The organism is Paenibacillus sp. J22P90 (assembly GCF_059692195.1).
In genome coordinates, this window is record NZ_JCAUAY010000005.1 from 365,911 (window position 1) to 380,505 (window position 14,595).

Annotated in this window: 17 protein-coding genes; all 17 read left to right on the plus strand. The window is 41.0% G+C overall.

Going from position 1 to position 14,595, the window contains the following annotated elements; genetic code table 11:
• Positions 1 to 23: 23 nt before the first annotated feature.
• The 17 genes from AC58UX_RS19170 (at position 24) to AC58UX_RS19250 (ending at position 14,581) form a co-directional block, all read left to right on the plus strand.
• Positions 24 to 1,451: a flagellar hook-length control protein FliK gene (locus AC58UX_RS19170; protein ID WP_497255557.1), complete on the plus strand. Its 1,428-nt coding sequence runs from the start codon at positions 24 to 26 to the stop codon at positions 1,449 to 1,451.
• 35 nt (positions 1,452 to 1,486) lie between these two features.
• Positions 1,487 to 1,930, plus strand: a complete 444-nt coding sequence (locus tag AC58UX_RS19175) for a flagellar hook capping FlgD N-terminal domain-containing protein (protein WP_497255559.1) — start codon at positions 1,487 to 1,489, stop codon at positions 1,928 to 1,930.
• On the plus strand, positions 1,927 to 2,313 hold the full coding sequence (locus AC58UX_RS19180; RefSeq protein WP_497255561.1) for a TIGR02530 family flagellar biosynthesis protein: 387 nt from the start codon (positions 1,927 to 1,929) through the stop codon (positions 2,311 to 2,313). Before AC58UX_RS19175 ends, AC58UX_RS19180 begins: the two co-directional genes overlap by 4 nt.
• A gap of 94 nt (positions 2,314 to 2,407) precedes the next feature.
• Positions 2,408 to 3,232: a flagellar basal body rod protein FlgG gene (gene flgG, locus AC58UX_RS19185; protein ID WP_497255563.1), complete on the plus strand. Its 825-nt coding sequence runs from the start codon at positions 2,408 to 2,410 to the stop codon at positions 3,230 to 3,232.
• Positions 3,233 to 3,294: 62 nt separating this feature from the next.
• Positions 3,295 to 3,516, plus strand: a complete 222-nt coding sequence (locus AC58UX_RS19190) for a flagellar FlbD family protein (protein WP_057315696.1) — start codon at positions 3,295 to 3,297, stop codon at positions 3,514 to 3,516.
• On the plus strand, positions 3,517 to 4,002 hold the full coding sequence (locus AC58UX_RS19195; RefSeq protein WP_497255566.1) for a flagellar basal body-associated FliL family protein: 486 nt from the start codon (positions 3,517 to 3,519) through the stop codon (positions 4,000 to 4,002).
• A 36-nt stretch (positions 4,003 to 4,038) separates the two neighbouring features.
• Positions 4,039 to 5,037, plus strand: coding sequence for a flagellar motor switch protein FliM (gene fliM / locus AC58UX_RS19200; protein WP_497255568.1), 999 nt, complete (start codon positions 4,039 to 4,041; stop codon positions 5,035 to 5,037).
• Complete coding sequence (gene fliY / locus AC58UX_RS19205) at positions 5,030 to 6,295, plus strand: flagellar motor switch phosphatase FliY (RefSeq protein ID WP_497255952.1); 1,266 nt, start codon at positions 5,030 to 5,032, stop codon at positions 6,293 to 6,295. Before fliM ends, fliY begins: the two co-directional genes overlap by 8 nt.
• Positions 6,296 to 6,319: 24 nt before the next feature.
• Positions 6,320 to 6,682 carry a response regulator gene (locus AC58UX_RS19210; RefSeq protein ID WP_028558282.1) on the plus strand — a complete coding sequence of 121 codons (363 nt, stop codon included), beginning with the start codon at positions 6,320 to 6,322 and terminating at the stop codon, positions 6,680 to 6,682.
• A gap of 48 nt (positions 6,683 to 6,730) precedes the next feature.
• A complete protein-coding gene (locus AC58UX_RS19215) occupies positions 6,731 to 7,363 on the plus strand; it encodes a flagellar biosynthetic protein FliO (protein WP_497255570.1) in 633 nt (210 codons plus the stop codon).
• Positions 7,360 to 8,133 carry a flagellar type III secretion system pore protein FliP gene (gene fliP, locus AC58UX_RS19220; RefSeq protein WP_497255572.1) on the plus strand — a complete coding sequence of 258 codons (774 nt, stop codon included), beginning with the start codon at positions 7,360 to 7,362 and terminating at the stop codon, positions 8,131 to 8,133. The genes AC58UX_RS19215 and fliP overlap by 4 nt, the downstream gene beginning before the upstream one ends.
• A 26-nt stretch (positions 8,134 to 8,159) precedes the next feature.
• A complete protein-coding gene (gene fliQ / locus AC58UX_RS19225) occupies positions 8,160 to 8,429 on the plus strand; it encodes a flagellar biosynthesis protein FliQ (protein WP_028558285.1) in 270 nt (89 codons plus the stop codon).
• Between the two features lie 12 nt (positions 8,430 to 8,441).
• Positions 8,442 to 9,242 carry a flagellar biosynthetic protein FliR gene (fliR, locus tag AC58UX_RS19230; protein WP_497255574.1) on the plus strand — a complete coding sequence of 267 codons (801 nt, stop codon included), beginning with the start codon at positions 8,442 to 8,444 and terminating at the stop codon, positions 9,240 to 9,242.
• A gap of 10 nt (positions 9,243 to 9,252) precedes the next feature.
• Complete coding sequence (gene flhB / locus AC58UX_RS19235; RefSeq protein WP_497255576.1) at positions 9,253 to 10,347, plus strand: flagellar biosynthesis protein FlhB; 1,095 nt, start codon at positions 9,253 to 9,255, stop codon at positions 10,345 to 10,347.
• Positions 10,348 to 10,368: 21 nt separating this feature from the next.
• Positions 10,369 to 12,402 carry a flagellar biosynthesis protein FlhA gene (gene flhA / locus AC58UX_RS19240; protein ID WP_497255578.1) on the plus strand — a complete coding sequence of 678 codons (2,034 nt, stop codon included), beginning with the start codon at positions 10,369 to 10,371 and terminating at the stop codon, positions 12,400 to 12,402.
• Positions 12,399 to 13,715, plus strand: a complete 1,317-nt coding sequence (gene flhF, locus AC58UX_RS19245; RefSeq protein WP_497255580.1) for a flagellar biosynthesis GTPase FlhF — start codon at positions 12,399 to 12,401, stop codon at positions 13,713 to 13,715. Before flhA ends, flhF begins: the two co-directional genes overlap by 4 nt.
• Entirely contained in the window at positions 13,712 to 14,581 is an 870-nt protein-coding gene (locus AC58UX_RS19250; RefSeq protein ID WP_497255582.1) for a MinD/ParA family protein, read from the plus strand. Before flhF ends, AC58UX_RS19250 begins: the two co-directional genes overlap by 4 nt.
• Positions 14,582 to 14,595 lie beyond the last annotated feature (14 nt).

Here is a 14,595-nt window from a genome sequence, read left to right on the forward strand (position 1 = left end):
ACATATGAAGGGAGGTGAAAAAAATGGACGTACAAATGACTTCAGTACCTGTAACACAAACAGGAGCCGTAAATTCAACGACATCAGGTAAAGGGACTTCTAGAGGGAATGCGTCAACGGATAACTTCTCAGCGCTTCTCTCAGGACAAAACACTCAAGAGAACTCTTCAACAGTTGATGGTCAACCATCTGAGACTGACCTTTCAATGAGCATGATGCTGCAAATGTTGCAAAGCTTGATTATGCCGATTCAGAGTTCAGTTAATCAAGATACTAATGTGAGTTCAGAAGATTCTAAACTTCCAGACTTACTCTTAGAAGCGATGAATTCGAATCCTTCACTTGCGGAGCAGTTATTGCAAGATCCAACTGTGAAAAACTGGTTCGAAAATGCTGATGCTATGCTTGCTGCTATAAACGGCACGACAAGTAGTTCCTTCGCACAATCAGCTTGGACACAATCAACAAGTGATTCACTAACTCTTAAAGCACAGAATACGTTGTTAACGCTGTCAGCATTAACGAAGCAGCAACCAGACAATCCCATTCTAAACCATCTAAATGCAGAACTTTCGAATACAATCCAACCCATTCTACCTGAGATTTTAGAAGGATTAGGTAATGCTCGTAAAGCAGCTTCTGGAATTGTGCCTACTAGTTCAAATGTGCCTGTTATTGGGGCCAAGGATCATACGACACTTGGGAGAACTCAAGCAAACAAGTACATAAACAATGGCGAAACTGAACCATCCGTAGATAGCAGTCTTGCTGCGAATTTACAATCGTTTCAGCCAAAGCAAGAGAAATTTGCAATTAAACATATTCCTTCAGTGGTATTTGAACAACCTACTATTGTAACTGAAACACAACCTGGACCGCTTGTTGATCTACCTATGGAAGCTAATGTAACTTCTAACTCGATTGTTACTATTGGCGATTTGCAAAAGGCACAGCAAGTATCTGTTCCTGCTGAGAAAACACCAGTTATAACAGCAGAAAATTTCACAGAAGAAATGACTACACATGTTTTGAAAAACATGAAAATTACGCTATCTGAAGGATTCTCCGAAGCTAAACTTTCATTGTTTCCTAAAAACTTAGGACACGTAGATGTGAAAATTTCGATGCACGAAGGACAACTGTTCGCACAGTTTGCGGCGGATTCGTTAGCAGGAAAGACAATGCTAGAAAGTCAACTTCCTCAATTGCGTCAAGCTTTACTATTGCAAGGCTTGCAGGTTGAGAAACTAGAGGTTACACAAAGTCAAACGATGTCATCGAACATGTTCCAGGAACAACGTCAACCTCAAAGCTTTAATCAATCCAATCGTCAATCCAAAAATCAATCAAATGAGATTGAAATGGATGCGCTTGATTTTAAAGAAGACATGGATCAGATGGCACAGTTACGCAACAATACAAATGGTAATTCCTTCGATGTAACAGCTTAAACTGTTAGATGAAAGAAGTTGTTGGAGGTGAACGTATGGCTACTAACCCGATTGTAGGTAATGTTGCTGATCTGATTAATACAGCGAATAACGCGAAGTCCAAGGAGAAGAATAGTACAACCTTAGGCAAGGATGATTTCCTCAAAATCCTGATTACGCAGCTTCAAAATCAAGATCCAACGCAACCTTTGCAAGATAAAGAGTTTATCGCGCAGATGGCCCAATTTACATCCGTTGAGCAATTAACGAATATGGCAAGTGAAATGAAGCTTATGAGGCAGTCAATTGGTTTCGTGTCAGGATTAATTGGCAAGTCGATCTCGTGGACAACGACAGATGCCGCAGGAGTTCCTTCTGAAATGTCTGGTGTCGTAGATTCCATCACATTTAAAGATGGCAATCAATTCGCTAGTGTCAATGGTGTCGAAGTTGCGCTAGATAAGTTAAAGAAAATTGAGAATGTTGGAGAATCACAATGACAGAGAGAATATCGATAGGTCAACTTTATCCTAATGCGGTATCTCCTAGTTCAGCAAGACGCACACCATCTCAACAGCAGATTCCGTCTCCAGGAAATCCGACGTTTCAGAAAATTTTTCAAGATCAATTTGTTCGGTTTAGTCATCATGCGGAAGTCAGGTTAAAAGAACGCGGCATTCAACTCAAACCCGAACAAATCGAGAAAATGAATAAAGCCATTGATAAGGCAGCTTCTAAAGGTGCCAAGGATGCATTACTGATTTTAGCTGGGAATGGGTATATCGTGAATGTACCTAACCGAACCGTTGTAACAGCGCTAGATGGCCAGTCTATGAATGAGCATGTGTTTACACAAATCGATAGTGCAATGATAATTTCTTAAGATCAGGCTCGACCGATAAGGAAGCCTGGAGTTGTGGAACGAATGAAGCAACTCACTCTATAACTTACTTACATCCGATTTAGGAGGCCAATTCATGTTAAGATCTTTATACTCAGGCGTTTCAGGTATGCGTGGCTTTCAAACGAAGTTAGATGTCATTGGTAATAACATAGCAAATGTTAATACGATTGGCTTTAAAGGTGGTCGTGTTATGTTTAAAGACATTCTCAGTCAAACGGTTTCCGGCGTGAGTGCTGCAGACGAAAACCGCGGTGGTGTGAATGCACAGCAAGTCGGTTTGGGAGTTAGTATTGCTGCGATTGATACGGTTCATACAGCAGGTAGTGCAATGACTACGAATGTTGTTACCGATTTGCGTGTGAACGGTGATGGTTTTTTCGCAGTTGGAACACTTGAGCAAGTAGATGCGCCTTATTTGACAAGAGCAGGTAACTTCACCGTGGACGCAAATCGTAATCTTGTGAACTCCGAAGGGCTTCATGTCATGGGCGCTGAGGGAGCAGGTCCAATATTGATTCCAGATGATATTGTTTCTTTTTCCATCGCTCAAAATGGTGATATCATTGGCGTCAATGCCGATGGAGAGACGATCAACACTGGACAACGAGTTGGTGTTGTGAAAGTGACAAACCCTGCTGGTCTTGAGAAAATCGGTGGTAATTTGTATCAAATGACTGCCAATGCTCTTCCAGCTGGAGAAGAAATTGAAGTCGGCTCCGCTGGTGATCCAGAGGCAGGAACTGGAACGATAATCTCCGGCCAATTGGAAATGTCTAATGTCGACTTAACTGGGGAATTTACGGAAATGATTATCGCGCAGCGTGGTTTCCAAGCAAACTCCAGAATCATTACGACTTCTGACCAAATCCTTCAAGAGGTTGTAAATCTTAAGCAATAATGAGTAAATGAATGAATAGAAGGGGAGCGGAGCTCCCCTTACCCTGATTCAGGAGGAGAAAGATGATTTCTCTCACTCGTTTGAATGGTAGACCGATTATCTTGAATGCAATTTTGATCGAGCTTATCGAAGAAACTCCGGATACCATGATTACATTGACGACAGGCAAGAAAATCACAGTTCTCGAAAAGGCAGAGGTTGTGGTAAGCTTAGTGCGGACCTACATGCAAGACATTGGATCCGTTCGAGCGACAATACAGTCCAGGGATACGGAGGGTTCGTAAGTGTTTAAGAACAAAATATTCATTCTTATTGTTTCCATACTTATTGCAATCACACTCATTCTCACTGCAGCGTTTGTGTTGTGGAATTTTATGGAGAAAAACAATCAATCCACGGATCCAGCTGTAAAGGCTCAGGATGCTGTTGCAAGTGTGAAGCCAACAAAAGCACCTTCAGCAGAGACTGTTAAGGCAAACACGTCGATCATCAAGGACATCTTAACAAATTTATCCGGCAGTCAAAATTTTATTAAAATTAGTTTTGCCTTTGAGATGGAAAATTCAAAAGCAAAAGCTGAGTTTGATAGCTTGCTTGATTCAGCTGTTAAAGGAACGATCGTTCAAATTCTAGGTGATATGACGAAAGAGCAGATTGAAGGCAGCAAGGGATCTGACAGTTTAACTTCGACTATTATGAACAAACTAAACCCAGTGCTACACGAAGGTAAAATCAAACAAATTTGGATAACTGATAAAGTACTGCAATAAACTCGTTAATGATTTTGCTTAAAGGAGGTGACTCGAATGGTTGATGTTTTATCGCAAAATGAGATCGATGCCTTATTAGCCGCTTTATCTTCAGGCGAAATGGATGCAGATGAGCTTAAGAAGGAGGATACTCAGAAGAAGGTAAGAGCTTATGATTTTAAGAGAGCAGTGCGCTTCTCTAAAGATCATATTCGTAGCTTAACCCGGATTCATGAAAATTTTGCGCGATTTTTAACGACATATTTCTCAGCACAGCTGCGTACATTCGTTCAAATTAGTGTAGTCCAGGTTGAACAATTGCCTTATGATGAATTTATTCGTTCCATCCCGAAAATGACCATTTTGAACATCTTTGAAGCAGAACCTTTAGAGGGTCGAATGGTGCTTGAGGTTCATCCCAATGTTGCTTTTGCTATGTTGGATCGATTATTAGGCGGAGCTGGTACAACGCCAACCAAAATTAATGCATTGACTGAGATTGAAACGATTGTCATGGAACGAATTTTCAGTAGAGCATTCGATAGCTTACAGGAAGCTTGGAAAACCGTTATTGATATTCAACCTCGCTTGGAGGCACTAGAAACGAATCCGCAGTTTATGCAAATTGTTTCTCCCAATGAAACGATTGCATTAATATCGCTGAGCACCAAAATTGGGGATACAACAGGGATGATCAACTTATGTATTCCTCACGTCGTTATTGAACCAATCATGCCTCGACTTTCTGTGCATCACTGGTTTGTTTCCCAGAAGAAGACGAGAGCTCCTGAAGAAGTGGAAGCACTTCAATCGCGCTTGGAGAAAACCAAGCTACCTCTCATTGCAGAGCTGGGATCGTCTGAAATTTCTGTTCGAGATTTCTTAGGTTTAACCATAGGCGATGTAATCCCGCTGCATAAATCCGTCGAAGATTCGCTTCAAGTCAAAGTGGGCGAGAAGCTGAAATATCTCGGAAGCCCTGGTACCGTAAAAGGGAAGATGGCTGTACAAATTACAGATATCGTTAATGAAGGAGAAGAAGAATATGATGAATAACAGAGATTATTTGTCGCAGGAAGAGATCGATGCTTTATTGAGACAATCATCTGAAGAAAGCTCTGTGTCTTCTTTTCATGGGCCTCCGCAAGTTGAAAATTTTTTATCCCCTCTTGAACAGGATGCACTTGGGGAAATTGGTAACATAACGTTCGGTAGCGCGGCGACAGCGCTTTCGACGTTACTGGGCAAGAAAGTTGATATTACGACACCAAAGGTGTCCGTCATTGGCAAAGAGGAATTGGAAGAACAGTTTCCAAAACCCCATGTAGCCGTACATGTCAACTATGTTGATGGTTTTGATGGTATTAACTTGCTAGTTATTAAAACTCGTGATGCACAAGTTATCGCTGATCTGATGATGGGCGGTGATGGCACGGGCGGCGATGAAAATCTAAGTGAAATACATATCAGCGCGGTGCAGGAAGCAATGAATCAAATGATGGGTTCATCGGCTACATCCATGTCTACCATCTTTAATCGATTTGTCAATATCTCTCCACCAGGAATCGACATATTAAATTTGTCGAAAGGAGAAGGAAAACTGCCTGATGAGGACGTATTTATAAAGATATCGTTCCGACTTGCCATTGGCGATCTTATTGATTCCAATATTATGCAGTTATTGCCTGTTCCTTTCGCCAAAGAAATGGTATCGATTCTAATGGGTGGTGGTGATTCTCAATCAGAAATGGAAGCTGCACCGGCTGCGCAAGCACCGCCAGTCGTTTCTGCGCCTGTGCAAGAAGCACCTAAATCACAGCCAGCACCCGTGTATGAGCAACCTGTATACCAACAACCGATGTATGAACAGCCGATGTATCAGCAACCTCCAATGGGTCAGCCGATGTATCCGCCACAGCAACCGATGTATCCACCGCAGCAGCCGATGTATCAACAACCACCAGCTGCATTTGGTGGCATGCCAAATCGTAATGTGAATGTTCAACCTGTTCAGTTTGGTAATTTACAATCAGGCTCATATGCGCAAGCAGATGATACGAACCTGAACTTACTTCTCGATATACCTCTGAAGGTAACCGTAGAGTTGGGCAGAACAAACAAGGTGATTAAAGACATCTTAGAGCTGTCCCAAGGTTCGATCATTGAATTGGACAAGCTTGCTGGTGAACCCGTAGACATTTTGGTGAATAATAAGTTGATTGCCAAGGGTGAAGTCGTCGTCATCGATGAGAATTTTGGGGTTCGTGTAACTGACATTGTTAATCAATGGGAACGAATTCAAAAATTACAATAATTTAATTTTAGGGGGATATTTTCAATGGCTAACCGTATTCTAATTGTGGATGATGCAGCTTTTATGAGAATGATGATTCGTGATATTTTATCTAAAAATGGGTATGAAGTTTGTGGCGAGGCGAATGATGGAGCACAAGCTATCGAAAAATATAAAGAGCTTAAACCAGATTTGATCACGATGGATATCACGATGCCAGAAATGGATGGTATTCAAGCATTAAAAGAAATCAAAAAGATTGAACCAAACGCAAAAGTTATTATGTGTTCAGCGATGGGGCAACAAGCGATGGTAATTGACGCGATTCAAGCAGGAGCAAAAGACTTCATTGTTAAACCATTCCAAGCTGACCGCGTTATCGAAGCAATCAAGAAGACTCTAGGTTAAACCGTCTGAATTCGGTTGAGTCTTACATAAACCGAAAGGGTTGTTATTATGAAAAGACATCAATCGAATAAAGTTTACTTAAGCATACTTAGTATGATCGCTTTGCTCTGGACAAACCAAGGTGTACATGCAGAAACAGAACCTAATCAAGAACTGCCCATCTCTGATTACCCGGGTTCAATGGGATCAACGGATTCATTGTTTATGGTAGCGAAGGTTATTTTAGTCCTTATATTCATGATCATTCTTTTTTATGTACTGATGAGGTTTGTGGCTAAGAAAAATAAAGGAAATCTGTTTGGGAACTCGATTCGCTCTTTAGGTGGAGTTCCCCTTGGTCAGAACAAATCGATCCAGATTGTTGAAATTGGTCATTCGCTCTTCGTAGTTGGCGTTGGTGAGAACATTCAGTTATTGGATAAAATCATTGACGCCGATGAAGTAGCGTATATCTCGGAATTGCTCGAAACGTCGCAAGACGATCGCATAGGTTTTAGCTCGCTTAGCAAATGGCTCAGCAAACTGCCTCTGAAAAAGAATGACGTAGAAGAGGAAGTGGAGCTTACAACTTCATTTCAGCAAGTTTTCCAAGATAAAATTCGCCGTGTAACGAATCGCAATAAGAATGTTGAAGAATGGTTGTCTGATCAAAAACAAACAGATCGGTTGAATGACGAATGAAAAGAAATAAATTTGTTGGTGTACTGCTGCTTGTCGTGATATCCATCTTCCTTGTATCTTTATCGGCTTCTGCGGCTGAAACGGATGTTACGAATCCGATTCCAGGATTGAATGTCAATATCGGAACGAGTACCGCAACTGGAGGATCATCGAATACCGTAACTCTCCTTCTTTTGCTAACCGTGTTAAGTTTAGCTCCATCATTCCTTATTTTAATGACGAGCTTTACAAGAATTGTGATTGTGCTGGGTTTTGTTCGAACGTCTTTAGGAACTCAACAAATGCCACCTAACCAGGTTTTAATCGGACTCGCTCTGTTTTTAACCTTTTTTATTATGTCTCCAACTTTAGGGGAAGTTAATCAAACAGCGCTTCAGCCTTACTTGAAGGGTGAAATCAATCAAACGCAGGCTTTTCAGACTGCGTCACTACCCATGAAGAAGTTTATGTTTAAGCATACACGCCAAAAGGACCTGAAGTTATTTCTGGATTATTCCAAAGCTAAAGCGCCTACAGGGGTAGAAGACATACCACTCACTTCTTTAGTACCCGCTTATGCGATAAGTGAATTGAAATCAGCGTTCCAAATGGGATTCATGATATTTATTCCTTTTCTGGTAATAGATATGGTTGTATCCAGTACATTGATGGCCATGGGGATGATGATGCTCCCGCCTGTAATGATTTCACTCCCATTTAAAATCCTTCTTTTTATTCTAGTAGATGGTTGGTATCTTGTGGTGAGATCGTTACTCTTAAGCTACGGTTAATGATCAAGATATCGGAGGGAATCTAGATGGGTTCGGAATTTGTAATACGAATTGCTGGCGAAGCTGTATACACCGTGCTTAAAGCTAGTGCGCCAATGCTACTTATCGGGTTAATCGTGGGTCTGGCCATTAGTATTTTTCAAGCAACGACTCAAATTCAAGAGCAAACCTTGGCTTTTGTTCCGAAAATTGTAGCAGTACTTCTGTCCATCCTTATTTTCGGTTCATGGATTATGAATACGTTGGTCGATTTTACCTTTAATCTACTCAACAATCTTTACAAATTCGTTGGTTAGGTAGTGAGTGAAATGCCAACATTTATTCAAGTGATCCCTATCTTTCTGCTTATTTTTTGTCGAATTACATCATTTTTTGTCGTGGTGCCTATCCTTTCCTCCAGAAATATTCCCATGATGTTCAAGGTTGGACTTTCGGTCTTTATATCATTGATCATTTTGGCAACGATGGGGATGGATAAGACCATGCCGATTGATAGCGTTTATGTGCTTTTGATCATTCGAGAGATGCTAATCGGTGTATTGTTAGGCTTTCTGGCTTATCTGTTTTTCACAGTCGTGCAAACCGCTGGTGCATTTATGGATATGCAAATTGGATTTAGTATGGCTAGCGTGATTGATCCCTTAACAGGTGCTTCAACGCCGATGCTGGGAAATCTGAAATATATGATTGCTGTGTTACTGTTTTTATCTTTCGACGGGCATCATTACTTGCTCAGGGCTATTATCGAAAGCTACAAATGGGTGCCGATCAATAACGATTTATTTAGCCGCATCTATGATGGGCAAATATCAGACTTTTTATTTCACTCGCTTTCCAAAATGTTTTATCTATCCTTTCAATTGGCAGCGCCCATTGTTGCCGCTTTATTCTTAACGGATTTAGGGCTTGGCCTACTGACAAGGGTCGCGCCGCAATTCAATATTTTCGTCATTGGTGCACCATTGAAAATGATTCTTGGATTTTTTCTACTCGTTATCGTATTCCCAGAATTGATTTCACAATTTCAGCAATTATTTGGGATCATTTTTGACTACATGGAGAAAATGCTTCAAATCATTGGTGGAACCACGCAGACATCACCAAAGTAGGAGGAGAACCGTGTCCCAACAACTTCGTATACAGCTAGATTTACAATGGTTTGCTGGGGAAAAGACGGAGACTGCTACGCCCAAGAAGAGACAGGATGCCAGAAAAAAAGGTCAAGTTGCCAAAAGTATGGATTTACCCGCGGCAGCCATTTTACTTTTTTCATTCGTGGCATTTCTGATGTTTGGTTCCTTTATGAAAGGAAGACTCATTCAAATTTTTCGCAATGTCTATGAGAATCAGCTGAGCATGGATATTACTGCAAGTAATGTGCAAGTTTTGTTTATGGATTTAACCCAACAAGGACTTATCATTGTAGCGCCTATATTTCTATTAGTGGTCATAATCGCCTTTGTTGCGAATTATGCACAAATTGGTTTTATGTTTATCGGCGAACCCTTGATGATGAAGTTTGATAAGATTAATCCGATCTCTGGTTTTAAAAAGATTTTCTCCTTGCGGACCGTGATGGACTTTTTAAAGTCAACGCTAAAAATGTTGATTATCGGTTATGCCGTTTATACAACGCTGATCGGGCAAAAGGACAGACTCCTTGGCTTAGGTCATACGCCTTTGGAGAGTACGTTTACCTTTATTGCTTCGGTTACGTTAAGTTTAGGGGTTAAAATCGGTGCAATTTTAATTGTTCTAGCTATCTTTGATTATATTTATCAAAAGTATGAGCATGAGAAAAGTCTTAAAATGTCTAAACAGGACATTAAAGATGAGTATAAGAAGAGTGAGGGAGACCCTCTCATTAAAGGGAAGATCCGTGCGAAACAACGTCAAATGGCCATGCAGCGAATGATGCAGGAAGTTCCTAAGGCCGATGTTATTATTACTAACCCAACTCACTTTGCAGTAGCACTGAAGTATGATTCGAAAAATATGCAGGCTCCAACCGTAATTGCCAAAGGGGCAGATTATGTTGCCTTAAAAATTAAAGAAGTCGCCAAACAAAATGGCGTTATGACAATGGAAAATAAGCCGCTTGCTCGAGCGATTTTTGCACAGGTGGAAATTGGTGATGCGATACCAGCGGACCTATTCCAGGCTGTGGCAGAAGTACTAGCGTATGTATATAAGATGAAGGGTAAGACGAATTAATGTAGAGGGAGGTGCAATCTGATGAAAATCAAGGATTTATTTGTTCTAATCGGTATTATTGGCATCGTGTTGATGATGATTGTACCTGTTCCTATCCCTTTGCTGGACTTTTTACTAATTATCAACATTTCCATAGCATTAATGATTATTTTGGTTGCTATGAATACGCAAGAAGCGCTGCAATTTTCTATTTTTCCTTCATTACTATTGATTACAACACTCTTTCGATTAGCTCTAAACGTTTCAACGACTCGTAATATCTTGGCGCATGCTGAAGCAGGCGACGTGGTCAGAACTTTTGGTTCATTCGTTGCGCAAGGCAATATCGTTGTGGGATTCGTCGTGTTTCTCATCCTTGTCTTGGTCCAATTTATTGTTATTACCAAAGGTTCTGAGCGCGTGGCCGAGGTTGCAGCAAGATTTACGTTGGATGCGATGCCAGGTAAGCAAATGAGTATTGACGCTGATTTGAATGCTGGCTTAATCAATGAGGTTCAAGCTAGAGAACGAAGACAGAAGATTGAGCGTGAAGCCGATTTCTATGGTGCCATGGATGGTGCCAGTAAATTTGTAAAAGGTGATGCGATCGCCGGGATCATTATCCTCGTCATTAACCTCATTGGTGGATTTATCATCGGGATGACGATGAAAGGGATGGATTTTCAAGACGCGCTTCAAACGTTCTCGATCCTAACCATCGGTGACGGATTGGTCAGCCAAATCCCTGCCTTATTAATTTCAACTGCCGCGGGTATTATCGTGACTCGGGCTTCATCAGAAGGTAATTTAGGTCATGATGTAACCAAACAATTAACGGCACAACCTAAGCTCTTATATATCGTTGCAGGTACTTTAGTTGTTTTAGGTACGTTTACACCGATTCACTGGTTTACAACTTATCCGATTGCTGGTCTTTTAGTCTATGCTGCTTTCAAAATGCAAAAGAATTTGGACCGCGAAGCTATTAAAGAAGAGCAATTGGTTGAAGAGAAACAAATCGAGGAAGTGCGTAGTCCTGAAAGTGTTATTTCATTGCTGCAAGTAGATCCGATTGAATTTGAATTTGGTTATGGTCTGATCCCACTTGCGGATACACAGCAGGGCGGAGATTTGTTAGACCGGATTATCTTAATTCGTCGTCAGTGTGCGTTAGAGCTTGGTGTTGTTGTACCAGTCATTCGTATTCGAGACAATATCCAATTAAGGCCAAACGAGTATATCATCAAAATTAAAGGCAATACAGTTGCACGCGGCGAACTACTTTTAAATCATTATCTAGCTATGAGTCCAGGGATTGATGATGATTCCATTTCAGGTATTGAAACGACAGAGCCTGCTTTTGGGTTGCCTGCGATTTGGATCGATGAAATGAACAAAGAGAGAGCGGAGTTATCTGGCTATACAGTCGTTGACCCTCCTTCTGTTGTTGCTACTCATTTAACTGAAATTATTAAGAAACATATTCATGAGCTGCTGGGTCGTCAGGAAACGAAAGCACTTATCGAAAACGTCAGAGAATCTTACCCTGCACTTGTCGATGATTTGATTCCATCTGTATTAGCGGTTGGGGATATTCAAAAAGTACTGTCGAAACTTCTGCGTGAAAAAATTTCCGTCCGTGACCTGGTCACGATTTTAGAAACACTTGCCGATTATGGCACCTACACGAAGGATCCTGAGATTTTAACTGAATATGTGAGGCAGTCTTTGTCTCGACAAATCACTCAACAGTTTACGTCTCAAGGTGATTCGCTCAAAGTCATAACCGTAGGTCCGTCTGTAGAAAAGAAAATTGCGGATTCCGTCCAACAATCAGATCAAGGAAGCTATTTAGCCTTAGATCCTTCTTCTTCTCAAATCATTTATCATCGAGTGACTGAGCAAGTTACGAAGTTAATCCAATCCGGACAGCAGCCTGTCATTTTAACATCACCTACGATTCGGATGTATGTGAGACAACTTTTAGAGAGAACGCTTCAAGATATACCTGTCCTTTCTTACAGTGAATTAGAGCCAAGCGTTGAAATTCAAAGCATGGGGGTAGTCAATTTATGAGAGTAAAAAGATATGTTGTTGATTCCATGCCTGACGCATTGCAGAAAATTCGCACGGACCTGGGCAAGGATGCTGTAATCTTGAATACGAAAGAAATTCGCACTGGCGGCTTTCTAGGTATGTTTGGTAAGAAAAAGATTGAAGTCATCGCAGCAATTGATGGAGCAAATGCAAAATCAACGCCGCCTGCGCCACAAAGGGTAGCTCCACAAATGGCACAGCAGCCTAAAGTAAATAATCCGGTAGCTCAATTCAAAAATAATGTGCACCAATCTGATTTTCCAGATGTTCCAGATGTTTTAGCACCTGTGGTCATGAAAAGCGAGCCAGTAATGGTAAGTTCGGTACCCGTACCTGAGAAGCCGATCATGAATCCCGTGCAGCATCAAGCTTACTCACCAACGTCCGTTCAGACTTCAGCTAAATCATCAGTTAAAGATGAACAATTGATGGATGAACTGAAGCAGATGAAAGAAATGATGAAGAAGCTTACGCAAGGAAGTTCAGATGAAGGCAAGCTTCCAGATGCGTTGTTAACGCTCGAACAGAGATTGTACGATCAAGAAGTGAGTCCGACCCTTGTTAAACAAATCATGGATGAAGTTATGGCGGATTTTGGGCTTGCGGATGAACCGATTACGGAAGAATCTGCTTTGCAACTTGTTCGTGCGAAACTTGGACAAATTTTTCAAACTGATCATAGTAAGCATATATCTCCGCAAACTCGTGTCGTTCATTTTGTAGGTCCAACCGGTGTTGGTAAAACGACGACAATTGCCAAATTAGCTGCAGAACAAGTGTTGAAATATCACCGTAAAGTTGGTTTTATTACCTCTGACACGTATAGAATCGCTGCAATTGAGCAGTTAAAAACGTATGCTACCATTTTAAACGTACCACTTGAAGTCGTGTTTTCCCCGCAGGATTTGACGAAAGCATTTCATAACTTAGCAGAATGTGACATCATTTTTATGGACACAGCTGGGCGAAATTTCCGAAACGAAATGTATGTTTCCGAATTGAACTCATTGCTTAAAACGCAAGGAAATAGTGAAACCATTCTCGTGCTAAGCTTAACGACCAAATATCGTGATTTAAGGGCAATTACGAATAACTTCAGTAAGTTCAAGCTGGATAAAGTGCTCTTTACCAAAATGGACGAAACCGATTCGTACGGAGCCATCGTGAATGTTGTTCATGAGTTTTCTCTCAAGCTTTCGTATGTGACAACTGGGCAAAGTGTACCCGATGATATTGCGGAAATGAACGAGTGGCAAATCATTGATTTGTTATTGGAGGAGCCTAGAACATGAAGGATCAAGCAGAAGGGTTGCGGAATCTGGTTCAGACACAAGGAGATAAGGGCACAAGAACAACCAGAATCATTACCGTGACAAGTGGAAAAGGTGGGGTAGGTAAATCCAATTTTACGCTAAACTTCGCTTTAACTTTGCAGTCTCTGGGTTATAAGGTGCTTGTCTTTGATGCAGATATCGGACTTGCGAACATCGATGTTCTCATGGGGGTATCCTCGAAATACAGTCTTTATCACTTGTTAAAAAAGGATAAAACGATCTGGGAAATCATCCAAAAGGGTTCCAATGATTTAGAATTTATCGCGGGTGGTTCTGGTTTTAATGACCTGCTGCGGTTAAGTGAAGAAGAGCTGGATTATTTTGCAGAGCAGGTTATGCAGCTGAACGGATATGTGGATTTTATCATTTTCGATACAGGAGCAGGCCTATCCAAGGAAACACTGAAATTCATTTTAGCAGCTGAAGAGGCCATTGTGGTTACGACGCCTGAACCGACATCGATAACCGATGCGTATGCCATTATCAAAATGGTGAATTCCATGGGACACAATGTATTTTTTAAACTAGTCATTAACCGTGTATCCGATATGAAAGAAGGCAAGCAGACTGCTGACAAAATTTCGTTAGTTGCCCAACAATTCTTGAATATTCAAATCCCGACATTAGGTTTTGTTGATGACGATCCGGTTGTTTCGAAAGCAGTGAAGAGGCAAGTTCCTTTCTCCATTGCATACCCAAATTCAACTGCGACGAAAAGCCTCAAAACTCTTACGGATAATTATATAAAAGGATATCGAGTGATTGAAGCGCCTTCTACCGGTGTCAAGAGCTTTTTAAATAAAATGTTGAAGCTTTTGAAATAGGATTTTTGAAAATC

Bases quoted from the DNA above. Each gene is read 5' to 3' on its own strand.
- AC58UX_RS19180 (WP_497255561.1), top strand. From the start codon at position 1,927: ATGACAGAGAGAATATCGATAGGTCAACTTTATCCTAATGCGGTATCT.
- flgG (WP_497255563.1), top strand. From the start codon at position 2,408: ATGTTAAGATCTTTATACTCAGGCGTTTCAGGTATGCGTGGCTTTCAA.
- fliM (WP_497255568.1), top strand. From the start codon at position 4,039: ATGGTTGATGTTTTATCGCAAAATGAGATCGATGCCTTATTAGCCGCT.
- AC58UX_RS19170 (WP_497255557.1), top strand. From the start codon at position 24: ATGGACGTACAAATGACTTCAGTACCTGTAACACAAACAGGAGCCGTA.
- flhA (WP_497255578.1), top strand. From the start codon at position 10,369: ATGAAAATCAAGGATTTATTTGTTCTAATCGGTATTATTGGCATCGTG.
- flhF (WP_497255580.1), top strand. From the start codon at position 12,399: ATGAGAGTAAAAAGATATGTTGTTGATTCCATGCCTGACGCATTGCAG.
- AC58UX_RS19210 (WP_028558282.1), top strand. From the start codon at position 6,320: ATGGCTAACCGTATTCTAATTGTGGATGATGCAGCTTTTATGAGAATG.
- AC58UX_RS19190 (WP_057315696.1), top strand. From the start codon at position 3,295: ATGATTTCTCTCACTCGTTTGAATGGTAGACCGATTATCTTGAATGCA.
- AC58UX_RS19175 (WP_497255559.1), top strand. From the start codon at position 1,487: ATGGCTACTAACCCGATTGTAGGTAATGTTGCTGATCTGATTAATACA.
- fliY (WP_497255952.1), top strand. From the start codon at position 5,030: ATGAATAACAGAGATTATTTGTCGCAGGAAGAGATCGATGCTTTATTG.
- fliP (WP_497255572.1), top strand. From the start codon at position 7,360: ATGAAAAGAAATAAATTTGTTGGTGTACTGCTGCTTGTCGTGATATCC.
- AC58UX_RS19215 (WP_497255570.1), top strand. From the start codon at position 6,731: ATGAAAAGACATCAATCGAATAAAGTTTACTTAAGCATACTTAGTATG.
- fliQ (WP_028558285.1), top strand. From the start codon at position 8,160: ATGGGTTCGGAATTTGTAATACGAATTGCTGGCGAAGCTGTATACACC.
- fliR (WP_497255574.1), top strand. From the start codon at position 8,442: ATGCCAACATTTATTCAAGTGATCCCTATCTTTCTGCTTATTTTTTGT.
- AC58UX_RS19250 (WP_497255582.1), top strand. From the start codon at position 13,712: ATGAAGGATCAAGCAGAAGGGTTGCGGAATCTGGTTCAGACACAAGGA.